The sequence below is a fragment of the Nocardia sp. NPDC059180 genome, from assembly GCF_042754945.1.
In the GTDB taxonomy this organism is placed as follows: domain Bacteria; phylum Actinomycetota; class Actinomycetes; order Mycobacteriales; family Mycobacteriaceae; genus Nocardia.
Window position 1 is genome coordinate 823,965 of sequence record NZ_JBHZBU010000003.1, and the last position, 26,697, is coordinate 850,661.

General features: G+C 67.6%; 26 protein-coding genes. 10 read left to right on the forward strand and 16 right to left on the reverse strand.

All coding sequences use genetic code 11. The features are described 5' to 3' along the window. Positions 1-33: 33 nt before the first annotated feature. From ACFXNW_RS14220 to ACFXNW_RS14240, 5 genes are all read right to left on the reverse strand, one after another. Complete coding sequence (locus ACFXNW_RS14220; protein ID WP_379418044.1) at positions 34-1,269, reverse strand: glycosyltransferase 87 family protein; 1,236 nt, start codon at positions 1,267-1,269, stop codon at positions 34-36. Between the two features lie 305 nt (positions 1,270-1,574). After that, complete coding sequence (locus ACFXNW_RS14225; RefSeq protein ID WP_379418045.1) at positions 1,575-3,200, reverse strand: LuxR C-terminal-related transcriptional regulator; 1,626 nt, start codon at positions 3,198-3,200, stop codon at positions 1,575-1,577. 213 nt (positions 3,201-3,413) lie between these two features. Further along, the gene (locus ACFXNW_RS14230) at positions 3,414-4,523 is read right to left on the reverse strand and encodes a flavin-containing monooxygenase (RefSeq protein WP_379418046.1); all 1,110 of its coding nucleotides are present in this window, start codon (positions 4,521-4,523) and stop codon (positions 3,414-3,416) included. A gap of 155 nt (positions 4,524-4,678) precedes the next feature. After that, positions 4,679-5,212: a DUF3145 domain-containing protein gene (locus ACFXNW_RS14235; protein ID WP_379418047.1), complete on the reverse strand. Its 534-nt coding sequence runs from the start codon at positions 5,210-5,212 to the stop codon at positions 4,679-4,681. A 95-nt stretch (positions 5,213-5,307) separates the two neighbouring features. Then, the gene (locus tag ACFXNW_RS14240) at positions 5,308-6,141 is read right to left on the reverse strand and encodes a serine hydrolase domain-containing protein (protein ID WP_379418048.1); all 834 of its coding nucleotides are present in this window, start codon (positions 6,139-6,141) and stop codon (positions 5,308-5,310) included. A gap of 43 nt (positions 6,142-6,184) precedes the next feature. Here ACFXNW_RS14240 and ACFXNW_RS14245 point away from each other — a divergent pair, with 43 nt between their 5' ends. Then, the gene (locus ACFXNW_RS14245) at positions 6,185-7,375 is read left to right on the forward strand and encodes a serine hydrolase domain-containing protein (RefSeq protein WP_379418049.1); all 1,191 of its coding nucleotides are present in this window, start codon (positions 6,185-6,187) and stop codon (positions 7,373-7,375) included. Between the two features lie 121 nt (positions 7,376-7,496). On the opposite strand, the gene ACFXNW_RS14250 is transcribed toward ACFXNW_RS14245, so the two are convergent. Both ACFXNW_RS14250 and ACFXNW_RS14255 read right to left on the reverse strand, forming a co-directional pair. Next, positions 7,497-8,627: an NDMA-dependent alcohol dehydrogenase gene (locus tag ACFXNW_RS14250; protein ID WP_379418050.1), complete on the reverse strand. Its 1,131-nt coding sequence runs from the start codon at positions 8,625-8,627 to the stop codon at positions 7,497-7,499. A 156-nt stretch (positions 8,628-8,783) separates the two neighbouring features. Next, positions 8,784-9,848: a phosphotransferase family protein gene (locus ACFXNW_RS14255; RefSeq protein WP_379418159.1), complete on the reverse strand. Its 1,065-nt coding sequence runs from the start codon at positions 9,846-9,848 to the stop codon at positions 8,784-8,786. 80 nt (positions 9,849-9,928) lie between these two features. Here ACFXNW_RS14255 and pabB point away from each other — a divergent pair, with 80 nt between their 5' ends. Then, positions 9,929-12,223, forward strand: a complete 2,295-nt coding sequence (gene pabB / locus ACFXNW_RS14260) for an aminodeoxychorismate synthase component I (RefSeq protein WP_379418051.1) — start codon at positions 9,929-9,931, stop codon at positions 12,221-12,223. A gap of 15 nt (positions 12,224-12,238) precedes the next feature. On the opposite strand, the gene ACFXNW_RS14265 is transcribed toward pabB, so the two are convergent. Further along, positions 12,239-12,742 (reverse strand): hypothetical protein, encoded by a 504-nt coding sequence (locus ACFXNW_RS14265; protein ID WP_379418052.1) that lies wholly within the window; start codon positions 12,740-12,742, stop codon positions 12,239-12,241. 167 nt (positions 12,743-12,909) lie between these two features. Between ACFXNW_RS14265 and ACFXNW_RS14270 the strand changes: the two genes are divergently transcribed. Continuing rightward, positions 12,910-14,661: a TerD family protein gene (locus ACFXNW_RS14270; RefSeq protein ID WP_379418053.1), complete on the forward strand. Its 1,752-nt coding sequence runs from the start codon at positions 12,910-12,912 to the stop codon at positions 14,659-14,661. A 4-nt stretch (positions 14,662-14,665) separates the two neighbouring features. On the opposite strand, the gene ACFXNW_RS14275 is transcribed toward ACFXNW_RS14270, so the two are convergent. The 3 genes from ACFXNW_RS14275 to ACFXNW_RS14285 form a co-directional block, all read right to left on the reverse strand. Then, positions 14,666-15,400 (reverse strand): TetR/AcrR family transcriptional regulator, encoded by a 735-nt coding sequence (locus tag ACFXNW_RS14275; protein WP_379418054.1) that lies wholly within the window; start codon positions 15,398-15,400, stop codon positions 14,666-14,668. Between the two features lie 233 nt (positions 15,401-15,633). After that, the gene (locus ACFXNW_RS14280) at positions 15,634-17,097 is read right to left on the reverse strand and encodes a DUF1254 domain-containing protein (protein WP_379418055.1); all 1,464 of its coding nucleotides are present in this window, start codon (positions 17,095-17,097) and stop codon (positions 15,634-15,636) included. A 96-nt stretch (positions 17,098-17,193) separates the two neighbouring features. After that, the gene (locus ACFXNW_RS14285; protein WP_379418056.1) at positions 17,194-17,487 is read right to left on the reverse strand and encodes a hypothetical protein; all 294 of its coding nucleotides are present in this window, start codon (positions 17,485-17,487) and stop codon (positions 17,194-17,196) included. Positions 17,488-17,766: 279 nt separating this feature from the next. Between ACFXNW_RS14285 and ACFXNW_RS14290 the strand changes: the two genes are divergently transcribed. From ACFXNW_RS14290 to ACFXNW_RS14310, 5 genes are all read left to right on the forward strand, one after another. Next, entirely contained in the window at positions 17,767-18,042 is a 276-nt protein-coding gene (locus ACFXNW_RS14290; protein ID WP_163825018.1) for a hypothetical protein, read from the forward strand. A 284-nt stretch (positions 18,043-18,326) separates the two neighbouring features. Continuing rightward, entirely contained in the window at positions 18,327-19,211 is an 885-nt protein-coding gene (locus tag ACFXNW_RS14295) for a hypothetical protein (protein ID WP_379418057.1), read from the forward strand. An 82-nt stretch (positions 19,212-19,293) separates the two neighbouring features. Next, positions 19,294-19,923: a TetR/AcrR family transcriptional regulator gene (locus ACFXNW_RS14300; RefSeq protein ID WP_379418058.1), complete on the forward strand. Its 630-nt coding sequence runs from the start codon at positions 19,294-19,296 to the stop codon at positions 19,921-19,923. A gap of 147 nt (positions 19,924-20,070) precedes the next feature. Beyond that, on the forward strand, positions 20,071-21,222 hold the full coding sequence (locus ACFXNW_RS14305) for a MerR family transcriptional regulator (RefSeq protein ID WP_379418059.1): 1,152 nt from the start codon (positions 20,071-20,073) through the stop codon (positions 21,220-21,222). After that, the gene (locus ACFXNW_RS14310; RefSeq protein WP_379418060.1) at positions 21,219-21,716 is read left to right on the forward strand and encodes a hypothetical protein; all 498 of its coding nucleotides are present in this window, start codon (positions 21,219-21,221) and stop codon (positions 21,714-21,716) included. Before ACFXNW_RS14305 ends, ACFXNW_RS14310 begins: the two co-directional genes overlap by 4 nt. A 184-nt stretch (positions 21,717-21,900) precedes the next feature. Here ACFXNW_RS14310 and ACFXNW_RS14315 read toward each other — a convergent pair whose 3' ends face one another. The 3 genes from ACFXNW_RS14315 to ACFXNW_RS14325 are packed head-to-tail and all read right to left on the reverse strand — an operon-like array spanning position 21,901 to position 23,938. Further along, entirely contained in the window at positions 21,901-22,320 is a 420-nt protein-coding gene (locus ACFXNW_RS14315; protein ID WP_379418061.1) for a hypothetical protein, read from the reverse strand. Beyond that, a complete protein-coding gene (locus ACFXNW_RS14320; RefSeq protein ID WP_379418062.1) occupies positions 22,317-23,597 on the reverse strand; it encodes an RNA polymerase sigma factor in 1,281 nt (426 codons plus the stop codon). Before ACFXNW_RS14320 ends, ACFXNW_RS14315 begins: the two co-directional genes overlap by 4 nt. Beyond that, positions 23,594-23,938, reverse strand: coding sequence for a YciI family protein (locus tag ACFXNW_RS14325; protein WP_379418063.1), 345 nt, complete (start codon positions 23,936-23,938; stop codon positions 23,594-23,596). The genes ACFXNW_RS14320 and ACFXNW_RS14325 overlap by 4 nt, the downstream gene beginning before the upstream one ends. A gap of 147 nt (positions 23,939-24,085) precedes the next feature. Here ACFXNW_RS14325 and ACFXNW_RS14330 point away from each other — a divergent pair, with 147 nt between their 5' ends. Next, positions 24,086-24,253: a hypothetical protein gene (locus tag ACFXNW_RS14330; protein ID WP_379418064.1), complete on the forward strand. Its 168-nt coding sequence runs from the start codon at positions 24,086-24,088 to the stop codon at positions 24,251-24,253. Here the strand turns inward: ACFXNW_RS14330 and ACFXNW_RS14335 are convergent. Beyond that, the gene (locus ACFXNW_RS14335) at positions 24,243-24,668 is read right to left on the reverse strand and encodes a DUF4383 domain-containing protein (RefSeq protein WP_379418160.1); all 426 of its coding nucleotides are present in this window, start codon (positions 24,666-24,668) and stop codon (positions 24,243-24,245) included. The two genes, ACFXNW_RS14330 and ACFXNW_RS14335, sit on opposite strands and share 11 nt — an antisense overlap. A gap of 286 nt (positions 24,669-24,954) precedes the next feature. Continuing rightward, positions 24,955-25,536 (reverse strand): TetR/AcrR family transcriptional regulator, encoded by a 582-nt coding sequence (locus ACFXNW_RS14340; protein ID WP_379418065.1) that lies wholly within the window; start codon positions 25,534-25,536, stop codon positions 24,955-24,957. A gap of 86 nt (positions 25,537-25,622) precedes the next feature. Here ACFXNW_RS14340 and ACFXNW_RS14345 point away from each other — a divergent pair, with 86 nt between their 5' ends. Continuing rightward, complete coding sequence (locus ACFXNW_RS14345; RefSeq protein ID WP_379418066.1) at positions 25,623-26,660, forward strand: beta-ketoacyl-ACP synthase III; 1,038 nt, start codon at positions 25,623-25,625, stop codon at positions 26,658-26,660. Positions 26,661-26,697: the final 37 nt, after the last annotated feature.

The window sequence follows — 26,697 nt, forward strand, 5'->3', positions numbered from 1 at the left end:
TCCCGGGTCGCGGCGGCGATTCGTCGCGCGCCGCTACCGCAGCGTCGGGCTCCGCTCGGCCACCACCGCGTCGGGTTCGATGGCCGGTTCCGGTTCCGCACGGTGTTGCGCCCGGCGAGCCAGCGCGATCCAGCCGAGCATCAGCAGCGCCATCCACACGTAGGCATTGCCGATCATGTGCTGGCCGATCGACCAGCTCAGTTCGCGGTCCTCGCCCTGCGGGACCTGCTCATGGGGTGCGTAGTAGAACACCCACGCGATGGCGATCACCGACAGGTAGCAGGCGATCGCGGCGTTGCGTGGCAGCCTGCCGGCGTAGGCGACCATGACCAGCAGGCCCGGTGCGACCCACACCCAGTGATGCGACCACGAGATCGGCGACACCAGCAAGGCGAGCAGCGCGTTGGCGAACAGCGCCAGCGGGGGGACGGCGGCCACCTTGCGCATGATCGCGAAGACCACGACCAGCGCCACCGCGGCCAGCACCAGCCACAGCGCGGTGAACCCGATACCGGAAATGCCGAACCGAGCCAGCACACCCTGGATCGACTGGTTGGTGTGGAAGACAGAACCGGACAGCCCGGACATATTGCCGCCGCCGAACCAGTAATCGAACGACTCCCGCGGCAGCACCGCGAAGGCGAGCGCGGTGACCGTGGCGCCGGTGGCGGCGGCGGTGATGGCGGCCTTGTAGTCCTTGCGAACCAGGAAATACAGCACGAACGCGGCCGGCGTCAGCTTGATCGCCGCGGCGATGCCCACCAGCACACCGCGCGGCCATTTGGTCTTCTCGGTGAGGCAGTCGGCCGCGACGAGGCCCATCAGGATCAGGTTCACCTGACCGAAGTCCAGCGTCGAGACCGTCGGCTCGAGCAGCAGCGTCAGCGGCAGCGCGGTGGCTGCCGCCCACCAGCCCAGACCACGCTGCTGCGGCCACATCCGCCGGGCCACCAGGAACAGGGTGAGCGCGAGCGCGGCGACCGAGACCGTGAAGTAACTGACCACTGCCACACTCCACGGCAGCAGGGCGAACGGAGACAGCGCCAGCGCCGCGAACGGTGGATAGATGAACGGCAGCCCGATCCCGAAGGAGGTCTCGGGCAGATCGCCGTACATGTCACCGCCGTCGCGGAGGGTCTCGATCCCGATCCGGTAGACCTCGAGGTCGATGAAACCACGGGAGATCTGGTCCGACAACCAGAAGGCGACAGCGATCGAGAGCAGCACCGGAATACACAACGGTGCCACTCGGGACCAGCGTGTGGGCAATGTGAGCAGACTATGTGTCATAAAGGTTTGTGTTGTCTCGCCATGGACTCGGCTGGGCGTCGATCCCGGCCGATCCGGCTACATGGCGTGCTCGGATTCCGACCACCTCCCCACTGCTCGACGACCTCGGCAACCATACACAAACTCGAGCTATCGATGGGAACGAGGTACGTTCGGCGCAGCACAGTGCGATGGGTCTGCGCCAACGGGACTACGGAGGCGCCGAATCCGGCGCCCGCGGGAGCGAACGGGCCTGCACCCACGACCACGTCGCCCGGACCTGGGCGGATCGTCGCCCGTCAGCGTCAGGTGAGCCCGTGCTCGTAGGCGAAGGCGGCCGCCGCGGTGCGCGAGGTGACGTCGAGCTTGGCGAAGATATTGGACAGGTGCCGCGCCACCGTCTTCTCGCTGAGCACAAGCGCATGTGCGATCTCGGGATTGCTGCGCCCGGCCGCCACCAATCGCAGCACCTCTAGCTCCCGCGCGGACAAACCGCCCGGCGCACCCGGAGTCAGCAATGCCGACACCGCACGCTCGGCCGGTGCGGCACCCAGCTCGGCGAAGACGCGGCGGGCAGCGTCGAACTCCGCGCGGGCCGAATCCTCATCCCCGAGCGCCCACAGCGCCCGGCCGATATCGACCCGGCATCTCGCCGTTTCATAAGGAGCGCCGAGCTCACTCCAGATGCGCACCGCGCGGCGCAGCTCCGGCACGGCTTCGGCATACTCGGCGCGTTCGATCGCCACGCACCCGGCGGCCCGCGCCGCCATCGCGCGTAACGGGGCGCAGCCGAAACCGGCGGCGATCTCGGTGAGCGCGGCACTCAGCGTCGCGGCCTCGTCGGTCTCCCCCGCCCCGAGCAGCACTTCGATCGCCGCGGGCAGCATCCGCGAGCGGTGCACCGGGTCCGCGACCTCGCCGACCAGCCGTCGTATCGCGCTCAGTGCGGCGGCGCTCCGACCACGGGCCGACCAGAGCAGCGCAAGCCCCGGTTGCGGCTCGTAACCGTAGGCGATCGCGCGGCTGTACGCCTCGTCGGCCTCAGCGAAGTCGCCGCGGATACGCAACACGTCACCGCGCTCGGCGAGCGCCAAACCAGCGGCCGCCGTCGTCTCTGCTGCGAGATAGCGACTCACCGCCAGTCCGAACTCCTCCAGGGCGGCCTCATACGCGCCGTGTAACCGCATCAGCTGGCCACGGTGCACAGCGCATTGGCCGGTGAACGGAACCAGACCCGATTGGTCTGCACACCAGGATGTCAACGCCACCGTCCATTGCTCGGCGCGGGCGAAATCCGCGACCTCCTGACATCCCTCGATCATCGTGCAATAGATATGACCGGCGAAGATCGTCGATACGCCGCCCGCGACAATGCACGCCATCGCCTCATCCATCAGGGCCAGCCCCTCGCGCACCCGCCCGGTGTACAACGCCAACCTGCCTTGTGCGGACAAACCCATAGCGGTCAGATCGGGATCGCCGAATCTACCGCCGTAGCCGGTGACGCCATCGGCGCATTCGAAGGCGGGCGGGAATTCGCCCGCGAAGATGTGCCCGAGCATCATCGACACCAGCACGTAACCGCGTTCGACCACATCGCCGGGCACCTCGTCGAGCAGTCGCCGCGCCCGCCCCACCCAGCCGCCGGCAACCGCCGATTCACCCGTGGTCAGCAAGATATTCGCCAGCGAGCAGGCGCTGTGTGCCGCCGCGAGCGGATTGCCGTCGTCCAGATGCAGCTGATATGCGCGTTGCATCGCCTGGACGCTGTCGTTGGTGCGACCGGTCAGATAAGCGGCGATCGCCAGGCGCGCGAAATCATCGCCACGGAGGTCGTCGGCGTCGGATTCGGACAGCACCTCGAACGCCGCCACCCATTCCCGTCGCTCGTACGCCTCGCGAGCCCGCCGCAAACTCTCGACCACGCTCATTGCGCATCACCCGCTATAGGACGATACGCGCAGGTCGGCGTCGCGGAGGGCGGTCCAGTCGAGCCGTGGGCCTGACTGTTCGGTCGCGGGATCGACTCGTTGGCGACGCGTCGCGCCTGTCACCGCTCAGGTTGCCTCGGCACGCTCCGGCGTCGATACCGACGGCAACCTGATCCACCCCGGTCGAACAAGGCCGTCGCCCGACCGGCGGCGTCAAGCGGCCGCACTCACCGTGGCTTGCTCCTTCGCCCGCGCCGCGATCCGCCGCGCCACATACTCCGCGTCCCGGCCTACGCCGGGGAACACCATGGAAGAGAACGCGTATTGGAAGCTCAGCCCGCAGAAGAACAAACCTGGCGCGTCGTCGACCACGCCGCGGTACTCCTTCGGCCAGCCGTCGTCGCCGATGACGGGCAGGTCGATCCAATCGAACACCTGACGGAACCCGGTCGCCCACACGACGTTCCGCACGTCGAGCACGGTCCCGTCGTCCAGTTCCGGATGCCCGTCGTGCACTCCCCGCATCCGCGCGGTGTTTCGGCGGACGCCACGCTCGTCGAGATCGGCCCGCTTCACCCGCAACATGGGCCCACCATGGAAGCGAATCTCACGCATCACTTTCCGGCCGATCGGAGTGCGGCGGGTGAGCACATGCCGCCACATGAACACCAGCACCGGCAACGCGAGCTTGATCGTGCTTCGGTCCCACCGCACCGGGATCTGTCCGCAATCGCGGCCGCAGAGGATGGTTCGGTGGGTGCGGGCCACCTCGTAGGCGATATCGGTACCTGAATGGGAGGCGCCGACCACCAGCACGGGGCCGGGCGCCAACTGGTCCGGCCTGCGGTACTGGCTCGAATGTAGTTGGGTGATCGCCGGATCCAGGTCGGCGGCAAAGTCGGGGATGGAGGGCGCGCGGCCGAAGGTGCCGGTCGCGACGACGACGTTGTCGCAGGTGATCGTGTCCGTACCGAGCCGTGCCACGAATCCTCCGCCGGGACGAGCGGTCAACTGATCGACGCCGGTTCGCATGCGTACCGGCAGATCCCAGTGCAGCGCGTACCGCTCCAGGTAGTCGGCCACGTCGTCCTTACCCGGGTAGCTCCACGGATCGGCCGACGGGAACGGCAGGCCGGGTAGCCCGTCGTACTTCGCGGGCGAATACAGGCGCAGCGAATCGTAGTGCCGCCGCCAGTTGTCGCCGATGCGTTCGTTGCGGTCGACGATCAGAAACGGCCGCTGTCGTCGTCGCAGCGCGCTTCCGGTCGACAACCCGGCCTGCCCGGCCCCGATGATGAGTGTCTCGATGTGCTGAGTGGTCATGGTCGCCTCCTGAACCGATGGTTACGAGGCTTTCGACGCTATGGTTCAGGTGCGCACCCGCGCCTCGGGCGAATTGCCCATTCGTCGGCACGGATGACCTGCACATAATCACCCACTCCTGGAGCTCCCCGCGACGTGGCTTTCGCCGCGCCAACTCACCCCACGTCGCGGCGCAGCCAGGTGACCTCGGCGCCTTCACTGCCGCAGCGGTAGACCTCGAGGTCGGCGTCCCAGGCGGTGCCGAGGGCGCGATCGAGTTCGGCGGCGAGGTCGTAGCCGGAGTACTTGTCGAGTTCGCGTGCGGTGTGCAGCATTACCCGCAGCCGCATCTCGCCGAGGGTGACATCGCCGTTGGCGCTGGTGGATCCGTGCCAGAGGCCGAGGGTGGGCACGAAGCTGTAGCGTTCGCCGTCCACGCCCTCGCTGGGGTCCTCGGTGACTTCGAATCTCAGTACGGGCCAGGACCGCAGGGATTGGGCGAGGCGCGCGGCGGTGCCTACGGGGCCGACCCAGTCGCTGGTTGCCCGCAGTTGGCCGGAGGCGGCCGGCTGTGCGGTCCAGCGAAGCTTGGCGGGGGCCCCGAGAGCAGAGGCGAGTGCCCATTCGATGTGCGGGCACAGCGCGGCAGGCGACGAGTGGATGTAGACCACACCCGCCGTCGCATCCGCGAACTGACTCGATGCGCGCACCACTGACACCTCCAGCTTCGACGAGGAACGTCTTCCCCAACGGCCCGTCGAACTGGCGTTGCCCGAGTGTACTCGAGTGTCCGGTGTTACACCTGTTACTCAGCGGAGGAGTTGCTTCGGCGTGTCGCCTCCGCGATCACCGCATTGCTGAACGGCGGCCACACCGCTCGTGCCCAATCGCCGAAATTCTCGTCGCTCAAGGCGAGACACGCCAAGCCGACTTCCGGGTCGACCCACAGAAATGTGCCGGATTGCCCGAAATGGCCATAGGTTCGCGGCGAGTTCGCCGAGCCGGTCCAGTGCGGGGATTTCCCATCGCGGATTTCGAATCCGAGCCCCCAGTCGTTGGGCCGTTGCGAACCGAAGCCCGGTAGCACACCATTGCGGTCCGGGAACTGGACCGTCGTCGCCTCGGCGTGGGTCTCGGCCGAGATCAGCTGCGGATTCAGCAGTTCCGCAGCGAAACGGAGCAGGTCGCTTGCGCTCGAACGACAGGCGTGGCCGGCGGATCCGTCCAGCACCGACGACGTCATGCCGAGCGGCGCGAATACGGCGTCACGCAGGTATTCGTCGAAGGCGATGCCGGTCTGTTCGGCGACGAAGCCGGCGAGCACCTCGAAGCCGGAGCTCGAGTAGATACGCCGTTGACCCGGCTCGGCCATCACTTCGGTCGTGTCGAAGGCCAGCCCAGAGGTGTGGGCCAGCAGATGGCGCACGGTCGAGCCCGGCGGGCCCGCGGGCTGATCGAGTTCGATCGCGCCTTCCTCGACCGCGACGAGCACCGCGTACGCGGCCAGGGGTTTGGTCACCGAGGCCAATCGGAAAACCCGGTCGATGTCCCCGGCGACGGCTGTGTCCCCGCCGCCGAACACGACGCCCGCCGCCGCGTGCCGAACCGGCCAGTCCCTGATCTGCTCGAGTGAACGCACGCAGCAGAGCCTACGAGATCGTCGCCGATACGATCGAGTAACCATGAGTGAGCACCCCACGATCCACGGCGAGGTGGAGGCCGGTTTCGGCCCCGTCGCCGACGCTTTCCGGCGCAATTTCAGCCGGCACGGCGAGATCGGCGCCGCCGTCGCGATCTACGCGGGTGAACGCCCGGTGGTGGACCTGTGGGCCGGGTATCGCGACCGCGAACGCGTGGTGTCCTGGGAGCGCGACACCATCGTGCCGGTGTTCTCCTCGACCAAGGGCATGGCGGCGTTCGCGCTGGCGACGGCGGTATCGCAGGGCTTGCTCGACTACGCGCAGCCGGTGGCGAAGTACTGGCCCGAGTTCGCGGCGCAGGGCAAAGACGCGATCACCGTCCGCCAGCTGATCGATCACCAGGCAGGCCTGTCGGGACTCGACCGCCCGGTGCGGGCCGCCCAGGTCGCCGATCTCGATGGGCTCGCCGAGATCCTGGCCGTACAGAAACCCGCATGGCGCCCGGGTACCCGCCACGGCTATCACGCACTGACCCTGGGCCTCTACCAGGGCGAGCTGCTGCGCCGGGTGGATCCGCAGGCCCGCACCATCGGACAGTTCTTCGCCGAAGAACTCGCGGCGCCGCTCGGCCTGGACTTCTTCATCGGCCTGCCCACTGAACAGAGCCTGGACCGGGTCGCCGTCCTTTCCGCGACCAAGGGCCTCGACATCTTGCGCTACGAACGCGATATCCCGCTACGCATCGGCGCCGAGGTCTACACCAAACGCGGTCTGTCCTATGCGGCACTGACCAATCCGCACTTCGGCGCCCCCGCGCGCGCCACGCGCCGGGATTTCCTCGAACTCGGGGTCGCCAGTCACGGTGGCGTCGGTTCCGCCCGCGCACTCGCCTCGATCTATGGCGCCGCCGCGGGGCGCACCGTAGCCCTGCCCATCGACGACGCGGTCCTGGACCGGCTGGCCGCCGCCGACACCGCCGACGATGTCCCGGCCGATGATCTCGTGCTGCACACCAAGAGCCGCTACCACTTGGGTTTCCGCAAATCGCGCGGCGCGTTCCGCTTCGGATCCGATAAACGCGCCTACGGCACCACCGGGCTCGGCGGTTCCTTCGGATTCGCCGATCCGAGTACCGGATTCGGATTCGGCTACGTCATGAACCGCCTCGGTATGGCCGTTCTCGACGACGTCCGCAGCCGCAATCTGCGCGAAGCCCTGCTGCGCTGTGTGTGATCGACGCGCACCCTCGCGCGGTATCAGACCGGCAAGGGCACGCTGAAATTCCCGCTCGGCGAGCCGATCCCGGAGGAGTTGATCACCCGGATCGTCAGGCTGCTCGCCGAGCGGTAGCGGGTCAGCGGTCGGCGTCGGTGTACTTGATGATGCCGCGGATGTTCTTGCCGTCGAGCATGTCCTGGTAGCCCTGGTTGATCTCCTCGAGGGAGTAACTGCGGGTGACCATGTCGTCCAGGTTGAGCTGACCGGCCTTGTACAGCGACAGCAGCCGCGGCGCGTCCTGACGGGCGTTGCCGCCGCCGAAGATGCAGCCCTTCACCGTCTTCTGCAGCATGGACAGCAGGAAGCTGTTCATCTTGACCTCGCCGGCGTCCATACGGCCCATCGAGGTGACGACGAGGGTGCCGGCCTTACCGGTGAGGATCAGGCCCTCTTCGATGTAGTCGCCGTGCATTTCACCCATGGTGAGGATGACCTTCTCGGCCATCCGGCCTTCGGTGACGTCCATCAGCGGCATGATCGCCTCGGCCATGCTGGCGTAGGTGTGGGTGGCGCCGAACTTCTGCGCCTGCTCCCGCTTCCACGGGTTCGGGTCGATGGCAACCACTTTGGAGGCGCCGGAGAGCACCGCGCCCTGCAGCGCGCTCATGCCGACGCCGCCGATGCCCGCGATGACCACGGTTTCGCCGGGCATCACGTTGGCGACGTGGGTGGAGGAGCCGAACCCGGTAGGCACACCGCAGCCGACGAGGCAGGCGACCTCGAACGGAATCGACGGGTCGATCTTCACCACGGAGGTGTGGTGCACCGTCATGTACGGGGAGAAGGTGCCGAGCAGGCACATCGGGATGACGTTCTCGCCCCTGGCCTGGATGCGGTAGGTGCCGTCGCTGATGGCCTGGCCGAGCAGCAGGCCCGCACCGAGGTCGCACAGCGCCATATTGCCCGCGACACAGGCCGGACAGCGACCACAGGCCGGAATGAACGACAGGATGACGTGGTCGCCGACCTGCAGATCACTCGGCACGTTCGGGCCGAGCTTGGTGATCACGCCCGCGCCTTCGTGCCCGCCCATGACGGGGTAGCTCGGCATCGGTGTCGCGCCGGTGACGATGTGGTGATCCGAATGGCACATGCCCGCGGTTTCCATGCGGATCTGCACCTCGCCGGCGACCGGGTCGCCGACCTCGATCTCTTCCACCGACCACGGCTCGTCGATCCCCCACAGGATCGCGCCCTTCGTCTTCATCCCTGTAGACCTCTCGCGTGCTTCAATGTGACTGCACCCACCGTACGAGAAAAATGGAACGCGTTCTAGTAGCTGATGGAAAATTCATCTACGAAGGTCCGCCAGCAGGGCGAACACGTTCTAGTATTGGGATCCGTTTTCAGCAGTAGCGACCGATCACTCCATCAGGCCGTGCGCCCGCTCGAACAGCTCGAGGGTGATCGCGTGCAGGAAGTCACCGACCTGCTTGGGCGCCTTACCCGCGAACGCCCGCGCGTGCGTGCCCTCGAGCACGATGCCGAGCTTGAAGCAGGCCAGCACGGTGTACCAGGTGACCGCGCTCAGATCGCGCTCGGAGAACTTCGCGTAGTGCGCGATCATCTCCTCCGGTGTCGGCAGGCCGCCGACCGCACCGAGCTTGCCGACCAGGGCCGCGCCAGTGGTACCCGGCACCGGGCGAGTGGCGATCTGCCAGCCCAGATCCAGCAGCGGATCACCGATGGTCGACATCTCCCAGTCGACCATCGCGGCGACCTCGGGACCCTCGTAGGCGAACATCATGTTCGCCAGATGGCAGTCGCCGTGCAGGATGCCTGGCGTCCACTGCGCCGGACGGTTGCGGTCCAGCCACTCCCCGACTCGTTCGACGCCGGGGATGTCCGGGCCCGGGTATCCGTCATTGGTCGAATACGACTCGAGTTCGCCCATCCAGCGCGGAACCTGACGTTCCAGGAAGCCTTCCGGCTTGCCGTAGTCGGTGAGCCCGAGCGCCCGATAGTCCAGCGATCCGAGCGTCGCGATCGCCTCGACCGCCGACAGCCCCATCAGCCGCCGGACCTCCGGATCGCTCGCGTGCAGTTCGGGCAGCTCGTTCTGCGGGTTGAAGCCGGTGATCGGCTCCATCAGGTAGAAGACGGCGCCGAGCACCGATTCGTCGGGGCACGCGGCGATCACCCGCGGCGCCTTGACCTCGGTGTCACCCAGGGCGCCGAGGAGTCTGGCCTCACGCCGGATGACGTCGTTGCTCTTGGCGCGCAGATGCTTCGGCCCGCGCCGCAGCACGTAGTCGCGGCCACCGCGAGTGAAGCGCAGCATGATGTTCTGGGTGCCGCCGCCGAGCTCGGTGACCTCCTCGAACTCTCCTTCGGGCAGGCCCTGTTCGGTCATCCAGTTCCCGACCACGGCGAAATCTACGACCTCGCGGTCCACACCGACCGGTTGCGCAACAGACATGCCCCACATTCTGCACCACCGCACGACCAAATCTGAAGGCACCTGACCACAGTTGCAAGGCCGGGTCGCAGCGTAGGGTTCGCAACACCATGCGCACGCTGTTGATCGACAATTACGACTCGTTCACCTACAACCTGTATCAGCTGATCAGCGAGGTATATGGGACCGAGCCGACCGTCGTGCGCAATGACGAGGCGCATGTGGTGCGGCAGCTGCGCCTGGACCGATTCGACAGTGTCGTCATCTCACCCGGACCGGGCCGTCCCGATGTGGCACGCGATACCGGCGTCTCGGCCGCGGTGGTCCGGGAAACCGACCTGCCACTGCTCGGCGTGTGCCTCGGCCATCAGGCGATCGTGGTGGGCGCGGGTGGTGTGGTCGATGCGGCGCCTGCCGCGCGGCACGGCTATCTGGACCAGATCGAGCACGACGGCACCGGCCTGTTCGCCGGGCTGCCCCAAAAGTTCACCGCCGTGCGTTATCACTCGCTGTGCGCGTCCCGGCCGCTGCCGGATGCGCTGGAAGTGACTGCGCAATCGTCCGACGGAGTCGTGATGGGCGTGCGGCATCGCAGTCGGCCGCAGTGGGGTGTTCAGTTCCATCCGGAATCCATCGCCAGTGAGCACGGGGCGGCGATTCTGGTCAACTTCGCGAAGTTGACCGCCGACCACCGGCGTCGATCCGGCAGTTCGGCGCCCGCTGCCCCGGTGGAGGTGCCGAATGTGCTCGTCACCGTCCCCGCAGACGCCGTAGACATGGCCGCGGCGCGATCCGCTTCGCGATCTGCGGCCGACCACTCTGCCGTTGTCTCGGACTCCGGCTCAGGCACCGGCTCCAGCTCTAACACAGGCTCGCCCGGCGCCCCCTGGTCGTCCGGCGCGCAGTCGTCAGCCGATCGCGAGGACAGCGAATCCAGCCCGAAGGCGGGCAATGCCGGTCCCTTCCGGCTCCAGCATCACATGATCGAGCGGGCGGTGGATACCGAGGCGGTGTTCCTGCGGCTGTACGGGGATTCGGAGACCGCGTTCTGGCTCGACAGTGAGCATGTCGAGCCGGGGCTGGATCGGTTCTCGTTCCTCGGCGATGCGAGCGGGCCGCTGGCGGAGGTGGTGCGGTACCGGGTCGGGGCCGGCGTCGTCACGGTGACCGGGGCCGAGGGCGAGCGCACGGTGCCAGGCCGGATTTTGGACTATCTCGATGCGCAGCTGCACGCCCGTCGGATCGAATTGCCGGATCTGCCTTTCGATTTCACCGGCGGATATGTCGGCTACCTCGGCTACGAGGTGAAGGTCGAGTGCGGCGCCGGGGCCGCGCATCGCGCCGAGGCTCCAGACGCGCAGTGGATTTTCGCGGACCGGATCGTGGTGGTCGATCACGAGGCCGGGCGCACGCATCTGCTCGCACTGACGGATTCGGCAACTCTCGACGCCGCCGCGCAGTGGTTGCGCACGACCGCCGCGGTGTTGGAATCGCTGCCCACCTGGACCAATCCACCCGAACTCGCGATCGACGCCGACACCGATGCAGTGGCGGCGGCACTCGGGCGCGGCCGCGAGCGCTATCTGATCGACATCGCCATCTGCCAGGATGCCTTGCGCGCGGGCGAGTCCTACGAGATCTGCTTGACCGACACCGCCACCGTGTCCGCTACTGCCGACGGCCTCGACGTCTACCGGACGCTGCGCCGCTGCAATCCCGCCCCGTATGCCGCGTATCTGCGGTTCGGCGACCTCGAGATCGCCTGCTCCTCCCCCGAACGCTTCCTGAAGATCGACCGCCACCGCACGGTGGAGAGCAAACCGATCAAAGGGACGGCACCGCGCGGCGCCACCCCGGCCGAGGACGAACGGCTGTGCCGTGAACTCGCCGCCAGCCCCAAGACCAGGGCCGAGAACCTGATGATCGTCGATCTGCTGCGCAACGACCTCGGGCGGGTCTGCGAGATCGGCAGCGTGCATGTGCCGAAGCTGATGGCGACCGAGACATACTCGACTCTGCACCAGCTGGTCTCGACTGTGCGCGGCACGCTGCGTCCCGAGGCCGGTGTGATCGACTGTGTGCGTGCGTGTTTCCCGGGCGGTTCGATGACGGGGGCACCCAAGCTACGCACCATGGAAATCATCGATGAGCTGGAAGCGAAGGCACGCGGAGTCTATTCCGGCACCATCGGATTCCTCGGCGTCGGTGGCACCGCCGACCTCAATATCGTCATCCGCACCGCCGTCCGCCACGACGACCGCTGGCAGATCGGCGCGGGTGGTGCGATCGTGCTGGACTCGGTGCCCGAGGACGAATACGCGGAGATGGTGCTCAAGGCCTCCGCCACGCACCGCGCGGTTACCGCATCGACGCCCGCGCCACGCGCATCAGCTGCGCTGAGCTGAGTGCTGGGACACCGCCTATCGGCGTTTGGGGTCCCGTGAACGAGAACCGCGGTCCGACTGCTCCGGTTCAGCGGAGTCCTCACCACGACCCGCGAGGCGGCCGAGCATGCTCACCCCCGGCAGCTTCGACAGCGCACCGAACAGATCCTCCCCGAGAGAGATCATCGCCTCCAGGCGCGGCAGCAGCCGGTCGTAGGCCGCGAAGGCCGGGTCGGCAAGGGCGAGAGTGCGGTCGAGGCGATCGATGGTGGAGTTGAGGCGGTCGATGGCCGTGGACAGGTTGTCGAGCAGATCGGGCAGCTGGGAGGCCAGCTGCGCCGAGGCCGGTGGCAGGCGGACCGCCGCGTCGAAGGAGTAGCCCGCGGTCAGCCGCGCGGCGTCCAGCGCCTGCCCGGCCGCGGTCTGCGCCGCTTCCACCGCGGACTGGGCCGCGGCCAGGACGTCACCCGGGTTGGGCACCTTCCGTGATCCGGGCGCCCGTCCCGGCGGCTGCTTGCCCGCATCCTTCGGATTCGTCATAGCACTACTGTGCCGCAACCTGCGCCGATGCGACAGGATTGCGGGAGCCGGATCGGACGGTGTCGCCACCGCTGCCGGGCAGTCGTCCGCGGGCGCCGACCGCCCCGCCTCGCAGGCCGGAGCTGTCGTCGGAGGGTGTCGGAGCCTCGTGGCATAGTTCGACAACGATGAAACTCAGCAAGGGCGCGAATGCGCCGGTACCGACTTCGCTTCTAGCCGTGGTTGTTTCATGGCGTTCGGGGCATGCGGTGGACGCGCACGCGCTGCTGCTCACGGATTCGGGCACGGTGCGCACCGATCGTGATCTGGTCTTCTACAACGCGCCCCGGCACATTTCCCAGGCCGTCACCCTCGATCAAGCGCCCGCGGCGGGGACGGCGCGGTTGAGTGTGTCGTTGCCGCGCACCGAGGCCGAGGTCGCGCGCATCGTCGTCTCCGGATCGATCGACGACGCAAGTTTCGCCGATATCGCGGGTCTCACCGTCACCGTGCTCGATACCGACGGCCCGATCGCCGCCTACGAGATCGACGGCTCGGAAGCGGTGGCCGCGATGATGTTCGGCGAGTTCTACCGTCGCGACGGGCAGTGGCGGTTCCGCGCCGTCGGGCAGGGCTGGGAGTCGGGTATGGCCGGACTGGTCACCGAGTTCGGCGTCGTCGTCGACGAACCGGGCGCCGCCGAGCCCTCGCCCGCGCGCAGCCTCTCCCCCATGCAGCACGCGCCCGCACAGCGCGGCCCTGGCAACCTCCTCACTCAGGAACCCGCACGCACCGCACCGACGCTGACATTGCGCCGCGACACCGCCCCGGAACTGCCCGTCGAACCCCCGCCGCCGTCCGACCCCGACCGCGCGAACTGGCATCCCGACCCGCACGATCGCACCAGGCTGCGCTGGTGGGACGGCTCGCGCTGGACCGGCGATACCCGCCAACACCTGCCCGCGCACCCTCAGGTGTGCGACCGATGCGGAAACCGCAGGCGGCGCAAGATCTTCGGCGGCCATCACTCCTGCCGCGACTGCGCCGACGAGATCGAGGAGTACCTCACCCACTGGCACACCCAGGTGTGGCGGGTGCTGTCCGGTTCCGGACCGCAGGGCCCGGAGTGGGCTGCGCTGTGGGCATCGTTGCGGTATCAGCGCATCGATGAGAATGCCGGTCACGCCTCGCTACGGCCGGTGGCGCTGCACCACGTCGAACGCATGGTGGCCTTCGCGATGGCCGACGGGCAGATCGAAGGCCCGGAGTTCGAGCGTTTCAAACAGACTGTGGCCGAACTCGGACTCAGCGGCCCGCAGATCGACGATCTGCATCGCCGTATGCACCGCGGCCGCACTCTCACCCGGCTGCGCACCGGTGATCTGCCGACGGTCCGCACCCCTGGACTGCACCTGGACCCCGAGGAAAAGGTGCACTTCGACGCGGGCGCGACGCAGGTCCGGCTGCTGGTCAAAGGACCCAAGTACACCGACGGACGGTTGATCGTCAGCAATAAGAAGCTGCGGTTCGTCGGTTCGGACTCGGGGATCGAGATGCCGTGGTCACGCATCGTCTCGGTCGCCATCGAGCCCGATGAGCAGTCCGGCGCCGATACCGTGGTGATCGCCGCGACCTCCGCGCGCGGCGGCGCCCGCTTCGCCGTCGACGACCCGCATTACGTCGCCGCCGCCGTCGAGGGCGCGCTGCGGGTCGCCAAACGGCTTGCCCTCACCCCCGGCCAGCGCGACACCCGCAGCATCCCGCAGGAGGTGAAGGCCGAGGTGTGGCAACGCGACGGTGGTAAATGTGTCGAATGCGGTGACGGCCACTACCTCGAGTTCGACCACATCATCCCACTCAGCCGCGGCGGCGCCACCAGCGCGACCAACCTGCAGATCCTGTGCCGGGCGTGCAACCGCACCAAGGGCGCGCGCATTTGACCGATCAGCCGGGGATGAACCCCGCGGAGCGGCCGAGGTCGGCCAGCATGGCGTCGAACAGGATCTCCGGGTTCGACAGCGGCACCGGATAGTTGCCGAACACCTCGAGCGTGACGTGCCCGTAGAGCCGTGCCCAGATCTGGATCATCAGATAGGTGACGCCGAGATCGATCCGGTCGGCGGCGACGGGCTGACCCGCCTCGGCGAGCGCGGCCAGCAGTTCGGCCTGGAAGCGCTGCAGATCCGCGCGCAGCTCGGCCGGGATGTCCTCGGCCGGTGGGGTGATGACCTCATAGGTGGCCAGCAGCCGGCCCGCGGCGGCGAGGAAGATCCGGCCGAAGGGTTCGTCGAACCCGCGCATACCGCGGCCGCCACTACCGGGTGAGGCGAACACCAGGGTGAATTCCCTGGTGTGTGCCAGCGCCCAATGCCGGAATCCCTGGCAGATGGCGAGGAATTGGACCGCGCCGTCGTCGGGCAGCTCGGCGATCCGGTCCGATAGTTCGGCGGCCAGGTCGGCGCAGACGTCCAGGCGCAGGCTTTCCAGCAGGTCGTCGAGGGACCGGTAGTACCGGTACAGCGCGGGCGCGGTGACGCCGAGTGCACGGGCGATCGCGCGCAGGGTGACCGCATCTGTGCCCTGCTCGACCAGCAATGTGCGCGCGGTGCGGCGGATATCGGCGTCGGTGATCACCGGCGCGCGGCCGCGCGTCGTCGGGTGGCTGATCCGCAGGTTCAAGCGAGACCGGCTTTCCCGCGCATAGCGGCGGCGATCGTTGTGGTCACGGCTGTCTCCTGCGGGTACGGGCGTCCGCCCTCGAGTTTTCGGGTCCGATAAGGAGATGAAACCACATCCGGGCGCCCAGTGAACGCTGTTTAGTAACGTCCGTTTACTCACACCGTGCATGTCACACCGCCGTCTCGCCACCTCATCCACCGGGCCATCGACTCCCGAATCACCTGGAGGTCCGATCAGGACACGGGCTCGAGCGGCGGCGGCACCCACACGCCGGTCAATGCCACTTCGCGCGGCGCATACATGCGCAGCACCAGGGAGAACTGACCCGCCGGCGGTATCGGCAGCCAGTTGCCCGCAGGAACCGTCGAGCCCGGATCGGCGTATTGGATGGCGAGTTCGAGCGTGCCGTCGGGCTGGTATACCACCGGGACCTGATGCCCGATGGAGTAGATCTCGGAGGGGTTGGCGACGAGGTGCCCGTTGGATCCATAGGCGGTCAACGACCAGAAGGCGTCGACCGGCGGTGTCTGTCCGGGCGGAAATCGCAACCGGAACGGGATCGGCGCACCGTCGCCGCCCGCATCGCCGAACAGCGTCGGGTACATCACGTTCTCGGCGAGGTTGGCGCCGAGGCCGCGGTTGGCGGTGCTGGCCCGCAGCAGGTAGTTGGTGCCGTACCGGCCGATATCGGTATTGATCACCCAGCCGTTCTCGGTCCTGGTGAGCGGATCCAGGTAGACCGCGAGCTGACGCTCGGCGGTGTCGGCGCCCGCGGTCAGCTCTTCGGTACTGACGCCATCAGGCCTGCCGCCCGGGGTGATGCCGATGGTCGCGAATCGGTTGAGCGCCTGCACGTCCTCGGCGGCGGGTGGATTGTCGACCATCAGTGCGCACATCCGGTCGAAGAAGTTGCGCGCGGGCAGCTGCGCCACCGCTTCGACGGGTGGTTCGGGCAGCTCCACCGGGCCGTCGGGGTCCGCGGGTCGCGGCTGCGCGGCGTCGAGGGGCCACGAACTCAGTGGCGCCAGTTTCAGCCGGGCTTGGATCTCGCGGACGGCGGGCACATCGTCGCGGCCATTGACCTGGATTCGGCCGAGCAGCCACACCATCCGGGTCGGCATGGGCAGCGCCCGCATCCCTTCGGGTACGTCGCCGGACCAACCGGGACCGGTGATCAGATAGGTGTAGGGCGCCGCACTCGTTTCGGCCTGCGGGCGCACACTGCTCGGGTTGTGCACGGTGTTGGTCCAGGCATCCAGCAGCGGCATGATCCAGTAGCGGCTCGGGTCGATCTCGGGCACTTGCAGCACCACCGGCTCGTCACGCAGGTCCAGCCACGCCGACGAATACAGGGAGTCGAGTCCGACCCGGCGGCTACCGCGAGTGCTCGGCACCGGCAGATCGGCGGCATGCTGGAACCGATTGTCGCCCGCACCACCGGTCAGGGCCTCGCGATTGGCGTCCATCAGCACGAGCGGATAGCCGAAGATGTAGGCGTCGGTGGCGACCTCCGTACGGTCCTGTGCGGAGCCCGACGGCGCGACCGAGCCGTTGTCCTCGGATTCGCCGCAGGCGGCGAGACCAGCGGCGACAACCACCGCACCGAGGACGGCACGACGGGAAATCGCCGGTCGCTCATCGGATGCCGGCCCCGGCGACGCCGGACCGGCGGCATACTTCGGTGCGGTGCGACTCATCGCCGAACTCCCTGCTTTCCGATGTGACCGGAGGAGTGGAGAGATACGCGAGGAAGTATAGCCATGGGGTTGCCGACGCTCGCCGGCATCAGGAACTCAGGTGTTGAGCACGGTGTCCATGAGTGTGCCTGCGCTTGTGGCGACCGTACCGCCGATCAGGGCGCCCGCAATCATTTTCGGTGACTGCAACGCCCCGCCGCTCCACTTCTCCCAGGCGAAACGCCCACCCGCGTAGATGATGCTGATGGTGCCCGAGAGTTTCGCCAGCCAGGTGCCGTACCCGAGAAACTGCTCCACCTTGTCGGCCAGCGGCGGCGGCTCCGGTGTCGGGTTACCGACCTGCGCGAGCGTCGTGACAGTGTCTGCGAATGCCGTCGAGATGATGCTCACGTCCATACCCTCTCTCATACAACCGAACCGATGGAGCCACACTCGGCGGATGTAAGGCGTTACGCACCAAGCGAATCGACGCGTGCGGTGGTGACCCCCGCGCCGTCCCCATCATCCCGGACCCCGGCCTGCTACCGCAAGTGTTGTCGCGCACCAGATTTGACGGTATAACCATGCGAAAATGCCACCTCGGAGCCACGTGACTGCGATCGGCCGGATGACCGGATACGATTTCACCGAAGAGTTCCCGCCCCACCCCGAACCAGAGTGAGCAGCGAGATGATCCTGGCCGCCGTATACGACACCGTCGCGCAAATCGGCAACCCAACACCCGAAGCGCCGCCGATGTCGGACAAGATTCTCCAACTCGTCCGCTATCTGACCTGGTTCGTACTGCTGTCCGGGGTCTGCGGCATCATCTACGCGGGCGGCCGATTCGCCTGGGAGAAGTGGACCGGAGGTGGTCTCCAATCCCCGAAAATGGTCGCGGGCGCCATGATCGGTGGTGCGGTCGCCACCAGTGCGGGCACCATCATGAACGCCGTCATCGGCTGACCCTCTCCCGGCTCGATAGCCGGGATCACAGTTCGCGCCTGAACATGGCATCGATAGGGCGCGCCGCGCTTCCCGCATGAGCAACTGCTGCGCGAGACGCTTCGCGCAGCCCATCCGGTCTGCAAACGCAAGTTTTCCTGGCGTTAATTCAGTGCAACCCATTGACAGGATGACGCACATGACCGATCCTTTCACTAACGCAAGTTGAGCTTGCGTTAACAGTGGGCTTGTCCGTGCTGCTCCCCCGAAACGCGGATGACCGAGTACGCGAAGGGAATTGCTCGATGCTGACCAGGAGAAGCTTCATCATCCGCGCGGCCGGGGCAACGGCCGCCACCGCCGCAGCGGCCTACGTCAGCACCGGGACCACGCTTGCGGCACCCCGCTCACCGGCGGCGGGAGCCGGGCTGCGCACGTTCATCGACGGAGCCGCCATCGATCAAGCCAAGGTTGTCGAATGGGAACGGCGGCGCCTGTCGGTGGCCGCGGCGCGGCTGCGCAAGGACTATGTCGGCTTACTGGCAGGTGAGCTCGATTCGCTGCTCACGCGTTTCGCGGTCACCGTCGACGACGTCCCCGCGGCCCGATCGGCACTGTCACGCGCCCGGGCCATAATCGGCCCCGACGGGTTGCGTGAGCTGCTCGCCGCCGAACTCGCCGCCTCCGAAACCGGAACCCGCGCCACGCTTGCCGCCTCGGGCGGGCGATGGGTGGTGGCGGTCGTCGAGATCGCCAGCGATCGCGGCAGCGCCGAGGGCTTCGCCGATTGGTTCGACCGAGCCCGCGTGACCGATGCCCGTGCGGTGTGGACCGACGCGTGCCCGGACCACTACATCATCGCCACCCTGCCCGACGGGCGCCAGGAGGTCATCGAGGTCACCGGCGGTGCTGTGCTGGCCAGCCGGTTCCTCGTCGATTACACCGACACGGCGAGGGTGATGGTTCCCGCCGATCCGGCCTATCCCGTCACCGTTGCCGGGACGGCCTCGCTCGACGACGGTGAACTCATCGGCGGGGTCTGCCACCAGTTCCGCGACGAACCCGGTGGCGGGTTCCGCAGCCAGCTCAAAGTCGCGTTCCCGGCGGCCGTGCCGGGGTTGTACATCGCCGAGCACCAGTGGCATCTGGCGACCGAATTCGGCAACTGGATCGGTGCGTACCTACGCTGAGCCGGCTGCTCCGCCGACGGCCCCCGGAACGGCACGGCCAGCGTATTCGGCACGTAGCAACACCGTCGAGTAGAACTGGGCCATGAGCCAGCGCGAACGCGAGCCCGAGAACGAGCAAGCGGCGACACCCCCGGTTCCGCGTAGGCGGACCGGGGGACGCTCCGCGCGGGTGCGCGACGCTGTTCTCACGGCCACCTTGGATCAGGTCGCCGAACACGGCATCGAAGGGTTGACTATCGGCGATGTCGCAGCCCGCGCTGGTGTTGCCGAGACGACCGTCTACCGACGCTGGGGCACGCGCACAGCGCTGGTCGCCGATGCCGTGACCGAACTCGCCGCAGTCGGCAACCCCACACCGGATACCGGCAGCGTGCGAGAAGACCTGCAACAGCTCGCCGAGCAGATCTCCCACCTGATCTCGCGCCCCGGTATCGCGCGGCTGGTCGGCACCACCATCGCCCTGTCGACCGACCCGGAGGTTGCCGCCGCGCGCCACCGCTTCTGGAACGACCGGTTCGAGCGAAGCTCCGAGGTCGTCACGCGAGCGATCGAGCGAGGTGAACTACCCGAAGATGCGGAGCCTCGCGAGATCATCGAAACCCTCTCCGCACCACTGTATTTCCGGCTGCTGGTAGGCGACGACCCGATCGACGACGCCTTCATCACCCGCTGCATCGACAACACCCTCACCCTCCACGGCACAAAGGGCTGATTCATACGGCCGCTCAGGAAACGATGCCCGCGGCGGCGGCCGCGCGCATCCGCATACCGTTAGCGCGCGGACCAGCCAGGAAGCGCCTGAGTCGCCCCGGCGCTGCGCGCTTGACCTTCGAGTTGGTTGAGGGCCGATGATGGCCGGGTGACTGCGGACAAGCCATTGATCACCATCGGGGTACTGGCCCGCGCGTGCGGGCTGACGCCGAGCGCGCTGCGGTTCTACGACGACTGCGGCCTGCTCGTCCCCGCCGAGGTCGATGCGGCCACCGGGTATCGCTATTACACCGACGACCAGCGTGAGCGGGCGTTGCTCATCCGCAAGCTGCGCGATATCGATATCGGCCTCGATACGGTCGCCGTGATCCTTTCCGCTGAGCCGCACGAGGCGGCGCGCCTGCTCGACGAACACGTGGACGCCATGACACGACGTGCGCGTGAGGCCGCCACCACCGCAGCGGCGATCAAATCCGAACTCGCAGCCCTCCCACGAGTTTCCCTGCCGGGCGCACTGCTGGCGGCTGCGATCCGGCAGGTCGGTTCAGCGGTCGCCGCCGACGGTGAGTTCCGGGCGCTCACCGGCATCTTCGTGGAAGCCGGTCGTGAGGCCGTCGTCCTCACGGCGACCGACCGGTACCGCCTGACCACCCGCACGCTGGTGCCACATTCCTGGTCGGGTGCGAGCTGGTCGCGGGTCGTCGATGCGGCCGCATTGACCCCGGTGACGTCCTGGCTGGCCGAACAGGATGAGGCGGTACTGATTCCGCAGCCGGACGCAGTTCGCCTGAGCAGCGAGGGCACCGACCACTACTGCCCTGCTATCGACGAGCAGTTCCCGGACTACCGGGCGCTGCTATCCGATCTGGCGCCGGTCCGGACCCGCGTCGTGGTGCCGCGCCATGAGCTGATCGACGCCATCGACTCCGGCGAGGGCCTGCTGTCATTCTCGATCGGCGCGGGCGAAATCACCGTCACCGAAGGCGGTTCCGTCCCGACCCAGGGTCGCGTTGCTGCGGGCAACGCGGGTAGCACCACCAGCACCGGCCCAGACGCGAGTGCTCGCGATCGCGCCACGGGAACGACTATCCCGGCGACAGTGACGGGCGCGGTCACAGTGCTGGCCTTCGCCCGCGCAACCCTCCGTCCCGCAATCACCACCGCCGTCGGCCCCGACATCATGCTCGACATCGCGGCGCCCGACCTGCCCGTCGTCATCCGCTCCGCCACCGACGGAGACCTCACCACCCTTGCCATGCCGACCCGACTGCCCAACGACTCCGAGGAGAACCCCGCATGACCACACCCGATCCGACCATGGCCGCCATCACCGACGCCGTGACCCGCGGCCGCGCGGGCGATGGTGACGGCGCCCGCACCACCCTCACCGACCTGTGGACCAGCATCGGCCCGCATGGCGACCCATTCCACCGCTGCACCCTCGCCCACTACCTCGCCGACCTGTACGACGATCCCGCACAGGCCCTCGTATGGGATATCCGCGCCCTGGACGCCGCCGAAGCCCTCACAAACTCCCGCGCCCAAGAATTCGACGCCTCCCTCGACGTCCGCGGATTCTTCCCCTCCCTGCACCTGAACCTCGCCGACAACTACCGCCGTCTCGCCTCCTTCGACGCGGCACAACAGCAGGTCGACGCCGCACGCCGTCACCTGCAAGCGCTCCCCGACAACGACTACGGCACCATGATCCGAACGGCTCTCGGCGAGGTGGAAGCTTCGATCAACAGCGGCACGACTACCCGCCGCGAATCTGCACCGACCGGCCGCCCTTGATACACGGCCGGGCTCGCACCCACACGATCCGCGCGACCTGCGACGCTCGAGTGTGCGAAACCCGCGATCCGTGCGGGCCGCAGCACTATTCGCACTGGTTGCCCTGCTGACGCAGGATCTATACCGAACACGGGGATCGGGCGGATGGCCGTGCACTGGTGATCCGCATCGAACCGAGCGGTGATCAGCGTCGTTGCAACGTGACACCGGCCAGCGGGTACGGCGCCGCTACCGGCGTGCCCGCGACGTTCATCGTCCCGATCCAATGACCTTGGCGCGGATCGATATCGCGCAGGTCCAGTCCGATCGGCACGAAATCGAAGGTGACATACGATTCGTCCGTCCCGACCGGCCGTTGGTGTCCGGCCCGGCTGAACGTCGGGCAGACCAGCACAACGGAACTCCCGTCGACGAACACCTGCAGATCACAGTTCTCCAGCGGAGAGCCGATCACGTTCGAGGGATGCCGGATGACGTGGTAGGTCCCCGGCGGAATGACGCCGTTGCGAGGGAATTCCGGGTCGTCGGCGGACGCCACCGCGGGCGCGGCGCACAGGGCCGCGGCGGCCAGCGCGGCACCGGCCACGATATGTCGAAGTCTCACTGCAGCTCCTTGGGGTTTTCGTCCACGGTAGGTGGCGCGAACGCCTCATCCGGGTCAGCTCGAACGCGTGTCGCATCGGGTCGTCCGAGCAGGCCAAGCCGTTCCTCGAGCACGGCCTGCTCGGCGGGGTTGCGGGTGAGTTCGAGGGCGCGCTGGTCGGCGGTGCGGGCTTCGTCGTTGCGGCCGAGTTGCCGCAGGAGTTCGGCACGTGTGGCGTGGAAAAGGTGATAGTTCGCCAGCTGTGCGGCCAGCTCGTCCACTTCGGTCAAGGCCGCCTGTGCGCCCTCGGTGCGGGCCAACGCGACCGCGCGGTGCAGCCTGATCACCGGTGACGGGGTCAGCCGCAGCAGCATGTCATAGAGCACCACGATCTGCGGCCAATCGGTATCGGCCCAGCTCGCGGCCTCCGCATGGCAGGCGACTATCGCCGCCTGCAGCTGATAGGGGCCGGGACGCCGCAGCCGGCCTGCGTCGGTCAGCAGCCGCACCGCGCGCTCGATCGCCGCATGGTCCCACCGCGCACGATCCTGGTCGCCCAACAGGACGATCCGCCCGCAGGCGTCGAAGCGCGCGGCCGCCCTGGCGCGGTGCAGCCGGATCAGCGCCAGCAGGCCCATGACCTCCGGTTCGCCGGGCAGCAGCCGGTCGGTCAGGGTGGCGAGCCATTCGGCGTCGATGGCCAGATCGCGCCCGGCCGACTGTTCGGTCGCGAGATAGCCCTCGTTGAACAGCAGGTAGATGACGGCCATCACCTCGGTCAACCGGCCGCCGAGCTCATCGTCGGCCGGTACGCGATACGGGATGCCCGCCTGGCCGATCTTGCGCTTTGCGCGCGTAATACGTTGCGCCACAGTTGCTTCCGGTACAAGAAAGGCCTTGGCCAGCTGTGCGGTGCTCAGCCCGCAGACCATGCGGAGTGTGAGCGCCACCTGGGCCTCGCGGGAGAGAGCGGGGTGGCAGCAGGTGAACATCAGCCGCAGCCGATCATCGGGCTCGTCGTACACCGGCCACTGCAGTTGCCGCAGCTTGTCGCGGTAGTTCGCCTCGCGCCGCAGCACATCCAGCCCACGGCGCCGCGCGACGGCGAACAGCCACGCCTGCGGTTGCTCCGGGACACCATCGACCGGCCAAGTGCGCAGCGCTTTCTCCACCGCGTCGGACACCAGATCCTCGGCGGCGGAGAAATCACCGAGCAGCGACACCAGTGATGACGCCAGCCTGCTGCCGTGCTCACGGACCACATCCACGAGCACGGCGGCGGCCTCCGGCTCGGTCACATCAGGACCGGACGGATCTCCACCAGCGGGCATCCGGGCCACGTCCGCGCCATGCCGATCGCCTCGTCCAGATCGGCCACTTCGACCTCGACATACCCGCTGACGACCTCTTTGCCCTCCACGAACGGCCCATCGGTGATCAACGGCGCGCTGTCACCGTCGAGCCGAACGGTCGTAGCCGTGTCGGGCCCGGTCAGCTTGCGGTTGTGCAGGATCTTGTCCGAATACCGCGCCAGCCACTCCTGAACCTGCCCGAATCCCCGATCCCGCTCGGCCTGATCCATCGCCTCCCAGTTCTTCTCCCACTGCTCGGTCTCGCAGAACATCAGCACGTATTTCATGCCGGTTCACCTCCTTCACCCATTAGACGATCGGGAGCCCGCGGAATCCGACAACCCGGCGCAATCAGTCGGGCGATCGTCGCTCGGCATGCCGCGCTGCCCTTGTTCCGATAGCGCCGAGCTCATCCGGCGCATTCTGGATTGCCCGTGAGGTGGGCCGCGTTCATCGCCGAGGTCTGCGGCTGGCGGCGGCGTAAACGAATGATCGGCGACCTCGACACCCGCGGGATCGTCGGGCGGGTCGTCGACTCCGGATACGAATTCCAGGCGGGCGCAACCCAGATGCTGGTGTGCCGCCGTGGCGCTATTCGATGATTCCGGGTTGGCGCCCCGACAGGTGCTGACCGGTGTCGGTCTTCCTCGGCATGATGGCGCCGAGCGCGATCATGATCAGGCCGAGGCCGAAATGCAGCCAGTTGTCGGCGGTGTCGAGGGGGACGAAATTGGCGTCGCTGTTCTGGTCGATGACGAGGCCGTAGATCCACAGCGCGAGATAGATCGCGCCGCCACCGAGCAGGAAGCTGCGAGCAGCGGGTGGATTCGCGCCCGCGATCAGGCCGACGATCCCGAAGGCCAGGTGCACGAGGTTGTGCAGGACCGACACGTTGAACAAGCCGAGCAGCTGAGCTTCGGAATGGTGTCCGGCCCATTCGAGGCTGTCGTAGTTCGTGGTGATCCCCGGAATGAAGCCAAGGACGCCGACCAGGAGAAAGGCCGCGCCAACGACCATCGCCGCGAGCTGGACCGGCGTACGTGCTGTGACTGTGGTGCTGTTCGGCACGGTCTCGTCCTTCCGTCGCGCGTGGCCTGCGTGCGGCCCCGGACATCGGCCGAATGCCCGGCAACCCAGCGGACAAACCCGCAGCTCCGGTTGAATCCGCGCGCGGCCGCCTTACCCGCGTCGCTCGCCACTTCGTGCCTGCGGCATCAGCGGGACCAGCGTCGGAGCATCGGTGGATCCGTGCGTCGTCATCCGTGCGGGCCCGGCGCACCCGTCCCGTCGGGTGGCGCCTGCGCTATCTCGGCGGCAGATACTCCGCCATCAGCACCGTGCACTGGGTGCGCGCATCGTCGAACGGATGGGCTGATTTCAGCGCGCGGCTCTGCACGATGGCGCCCTCGATCACCGACAGCAGCAGTCCCGCGAGCGCAGCGGCCTTTACTCGTTCGATGCCCGCACCGACCAGACCGTCGGCGAGCAGGACCGTCCATTCGGCGAAGGCCTGGCCCGCTGCGGACTGCACCGACGGATTCAATTCGTCCAAGGCAGCCGCCATCATGAACGAACCGGCCCGATAGCCGCTGGATTCGAGGGGCTCGCGCCAGAATCCGAAGAGATCGTCGAGCCAGCGTTCCACCGACGGCGCGGTCGCCAGCGCGTCGGCCATGGTGCTGACATGCGAATACACCAGACGCGACACGATCCTGGCCGCGGTCTCTATCAGCTCGCCCTTGCCCAACGGGAAATGCTGGTACAGCGAGTTGCGCGAGGCGTTGCTGCGTTTGAGCAGTTCGCTCAGTCCGGCAGCGTGCACACCGTGCTCCTGCACCGTGCTGATGGTGCTGGCGATCAGTCGGGCGCGGGGTCCGGCCGTCACTGAATTCCTCCAACTCTTGATTGAACCGATCGGTCCATGTTAGAACTTCGTCACGTGAACCGATCGGTTCACAGCGAGAGGATGCCGTGCCCGCCCAGATCGCCACCGCCACCCCGGTCGCCCACGCCGCATTGCTCGGCCTCGGGGTCTACCGGCCCCGCCGCGTCGTGCCCAATGCCGAGATCGTCGATCGGATCGATTCCTCCGATGAGTGGATCCGCACCCGCTCGGGCATCGCCACCCGGCACTGGGCCGATACGGATGAGACCATCATCGGGATGAGTACGGCGGCGGCTCGTGACGCGCTGAAGGCCGCAGGACTCGCGGCCGCGGACGTCGACACCGTCATCTTGGCCACCTCATCCCAGATGGTGCTTGGACCGTCGGCCGGCGCGGTGGTCGCCACCGAGCTCGGCATGCACGACACCGCCGCGTTCGACGTCTCCGCAGGCTGCGCGGGCTTCTGCTATGCGCTGGCCAACGCCGCGAATCTCGTGCGCGCGGGCCAGGCTCGCCACGTCCTGGTGATCGGCGTCGAGCGACTCTCGGATCTGCTCGACCCGGCCGACCGCAGCTGTGCGTTCATCTTCGCCGACGGTGCGGGCGCGGTGGTCGTCGGACCGTCGGAGTTCGAGGGTATCGGCCCGGTCGCTTGGGGATCCGACGGTAGTCAGACCGCAGCTATCAAACAGGACAAGGACTTTCAGCAGTACTTCGCCGAAGTGGCGGCTGCCGAGGCGAGCGGTGGGACCACCGAACGTCCCTATATCCGGATGAACGGCCAAGCGGTGTTCCGCTGGGCGGTCACCTTTTTGGAGAAGGCGTGCCGCGGCGCGCTGGAACGCGCCGGCGTCACCGTCGACGATCTCGATGCCTTCGTCCCGCACCAGGCCAATATGCGCATCACCGACGCCCTGACCCGCGCACTGCACATCCCCGATACCGTCGCGATCGCCCGCGACATCGTCGACACCGGCAATACCAGCGCGGCCTCGATTCCCATGGCCATGCACCAGCTGCTCCGTTCCGGCGCCTCCCAGCCCGGCGATACGGCGCTGCTTGTCGGTTTCGGCGCGGGACTCGCCTACGCGGGCCAAGTGGTCCAACTTCCCGCATTCGCCTGAGCACCCAGCGCCGATCACGCGCTCATTCACCTCTCGA

Coding starts and splice junctions, on each gene's coding strand:
- ACFXNW_RS14325 (WP_379418063.1), bottom strand. CDS start 23,938: ATGAAATACGTGCTGATGTTCTGCGAGACCGAGCAGTGGGAGAAGAAC.
- ACFXNW_RS14310 (WP_379418060.1), top strand. CDS start 21,219: ATGACCACACCCGATCCGACCATGGCCGCCATCACCGACGCCGTGACC.
- ACFXNW_RS14225 (WP_379418045.1), bottom strand. CDS start 3,200: ATGAGCGTGGTCGAGAGTTTGCGGCGGGCTCGCGAGGCGTACGAGCGA.
- ACFXNW_RS14300 (WP_379418058.1), top strand. CDS start 19,294: ATGAGCCAGCGCGAACGCGAGCCCGAGAACGAGCAAGCGGCGACACCC.
- ACFXNW_RS14245 (WP_379418049.1), top strand. CDS start 6,185: ATGAGTGAGCACCCCACGATCCACGGCGAGGTGGAGGCCGGTTTCGGC.
- ACFXNW_RS14230 (WP_379418046.1), bottom strand. CDS start 4,523: ATGACCACTCAGCACATCGAGACACTCATCATCGGGGCCGGGCAGGCC.
- ACFXNW_RS14335 (WP_379418160.1), bottom strand. CDS start 24,668: ATGGTCGTTGGCGCGGCCTTTCTCCTGGTCGGCGTCCTTGGCTTCATT.
- ACFXNW_RS14250 (WP_379418050.1), bottom strand. CDS start 8,627: ATGAAGACGAAGGGCGCGATCCTGTGGGGGATCGACGAGCCGTGGTCG.
- pabB (WP_379418051.1), top strand. CDS start 9,929: ATGCGCACGCTGTTGATCGACAATTACGACTCGTTCACCTACAACCTG.
- ACFXNW_RS14255 (WP_379418159.1), bottom strand. CDS start 9,848: ATGTGGGGCATGTCTGTTGCGCAACCGGTCGGTGTGGACCGCGAGGTC.
- ACFXNW_RS14290 (WP_163825018.1), top strand. CDS start 17,767: ATGATCCTGGCCGCCGTATACGACACCGTCGCGCAAATCGGCAACCCA.
- ACFXNW_RS14265 (WP_379418052.1), bottom strand. CDS start 12,742: ATGACGAATCCGAAGGATGCGGGCAAGCAGCCGCCGGGACGGGCGCCC.
- ACFXNW_RS14280 (WP_379418055.1), bottom strand. CDS start 17,097: ATGAGTCGCACCGCACCGAAGTATGCCGCCGGTCCGGCGTCGCCGGGG.
- ACFXNW_RS14270 (WP_379418053.1), top strand. CDS start 12,910: ATGAAACTCAGCAAGGGCGCGAATGCGCCGGTACCGACTTCGCTTCTA.
- ACFXNW_RS14295 (WP_379418057.1), top strand. CDS start 18,327: ATGCTGACCAGGAGAAGCTTCATCATCCGCGCGGCCGGGGCAACGGCC.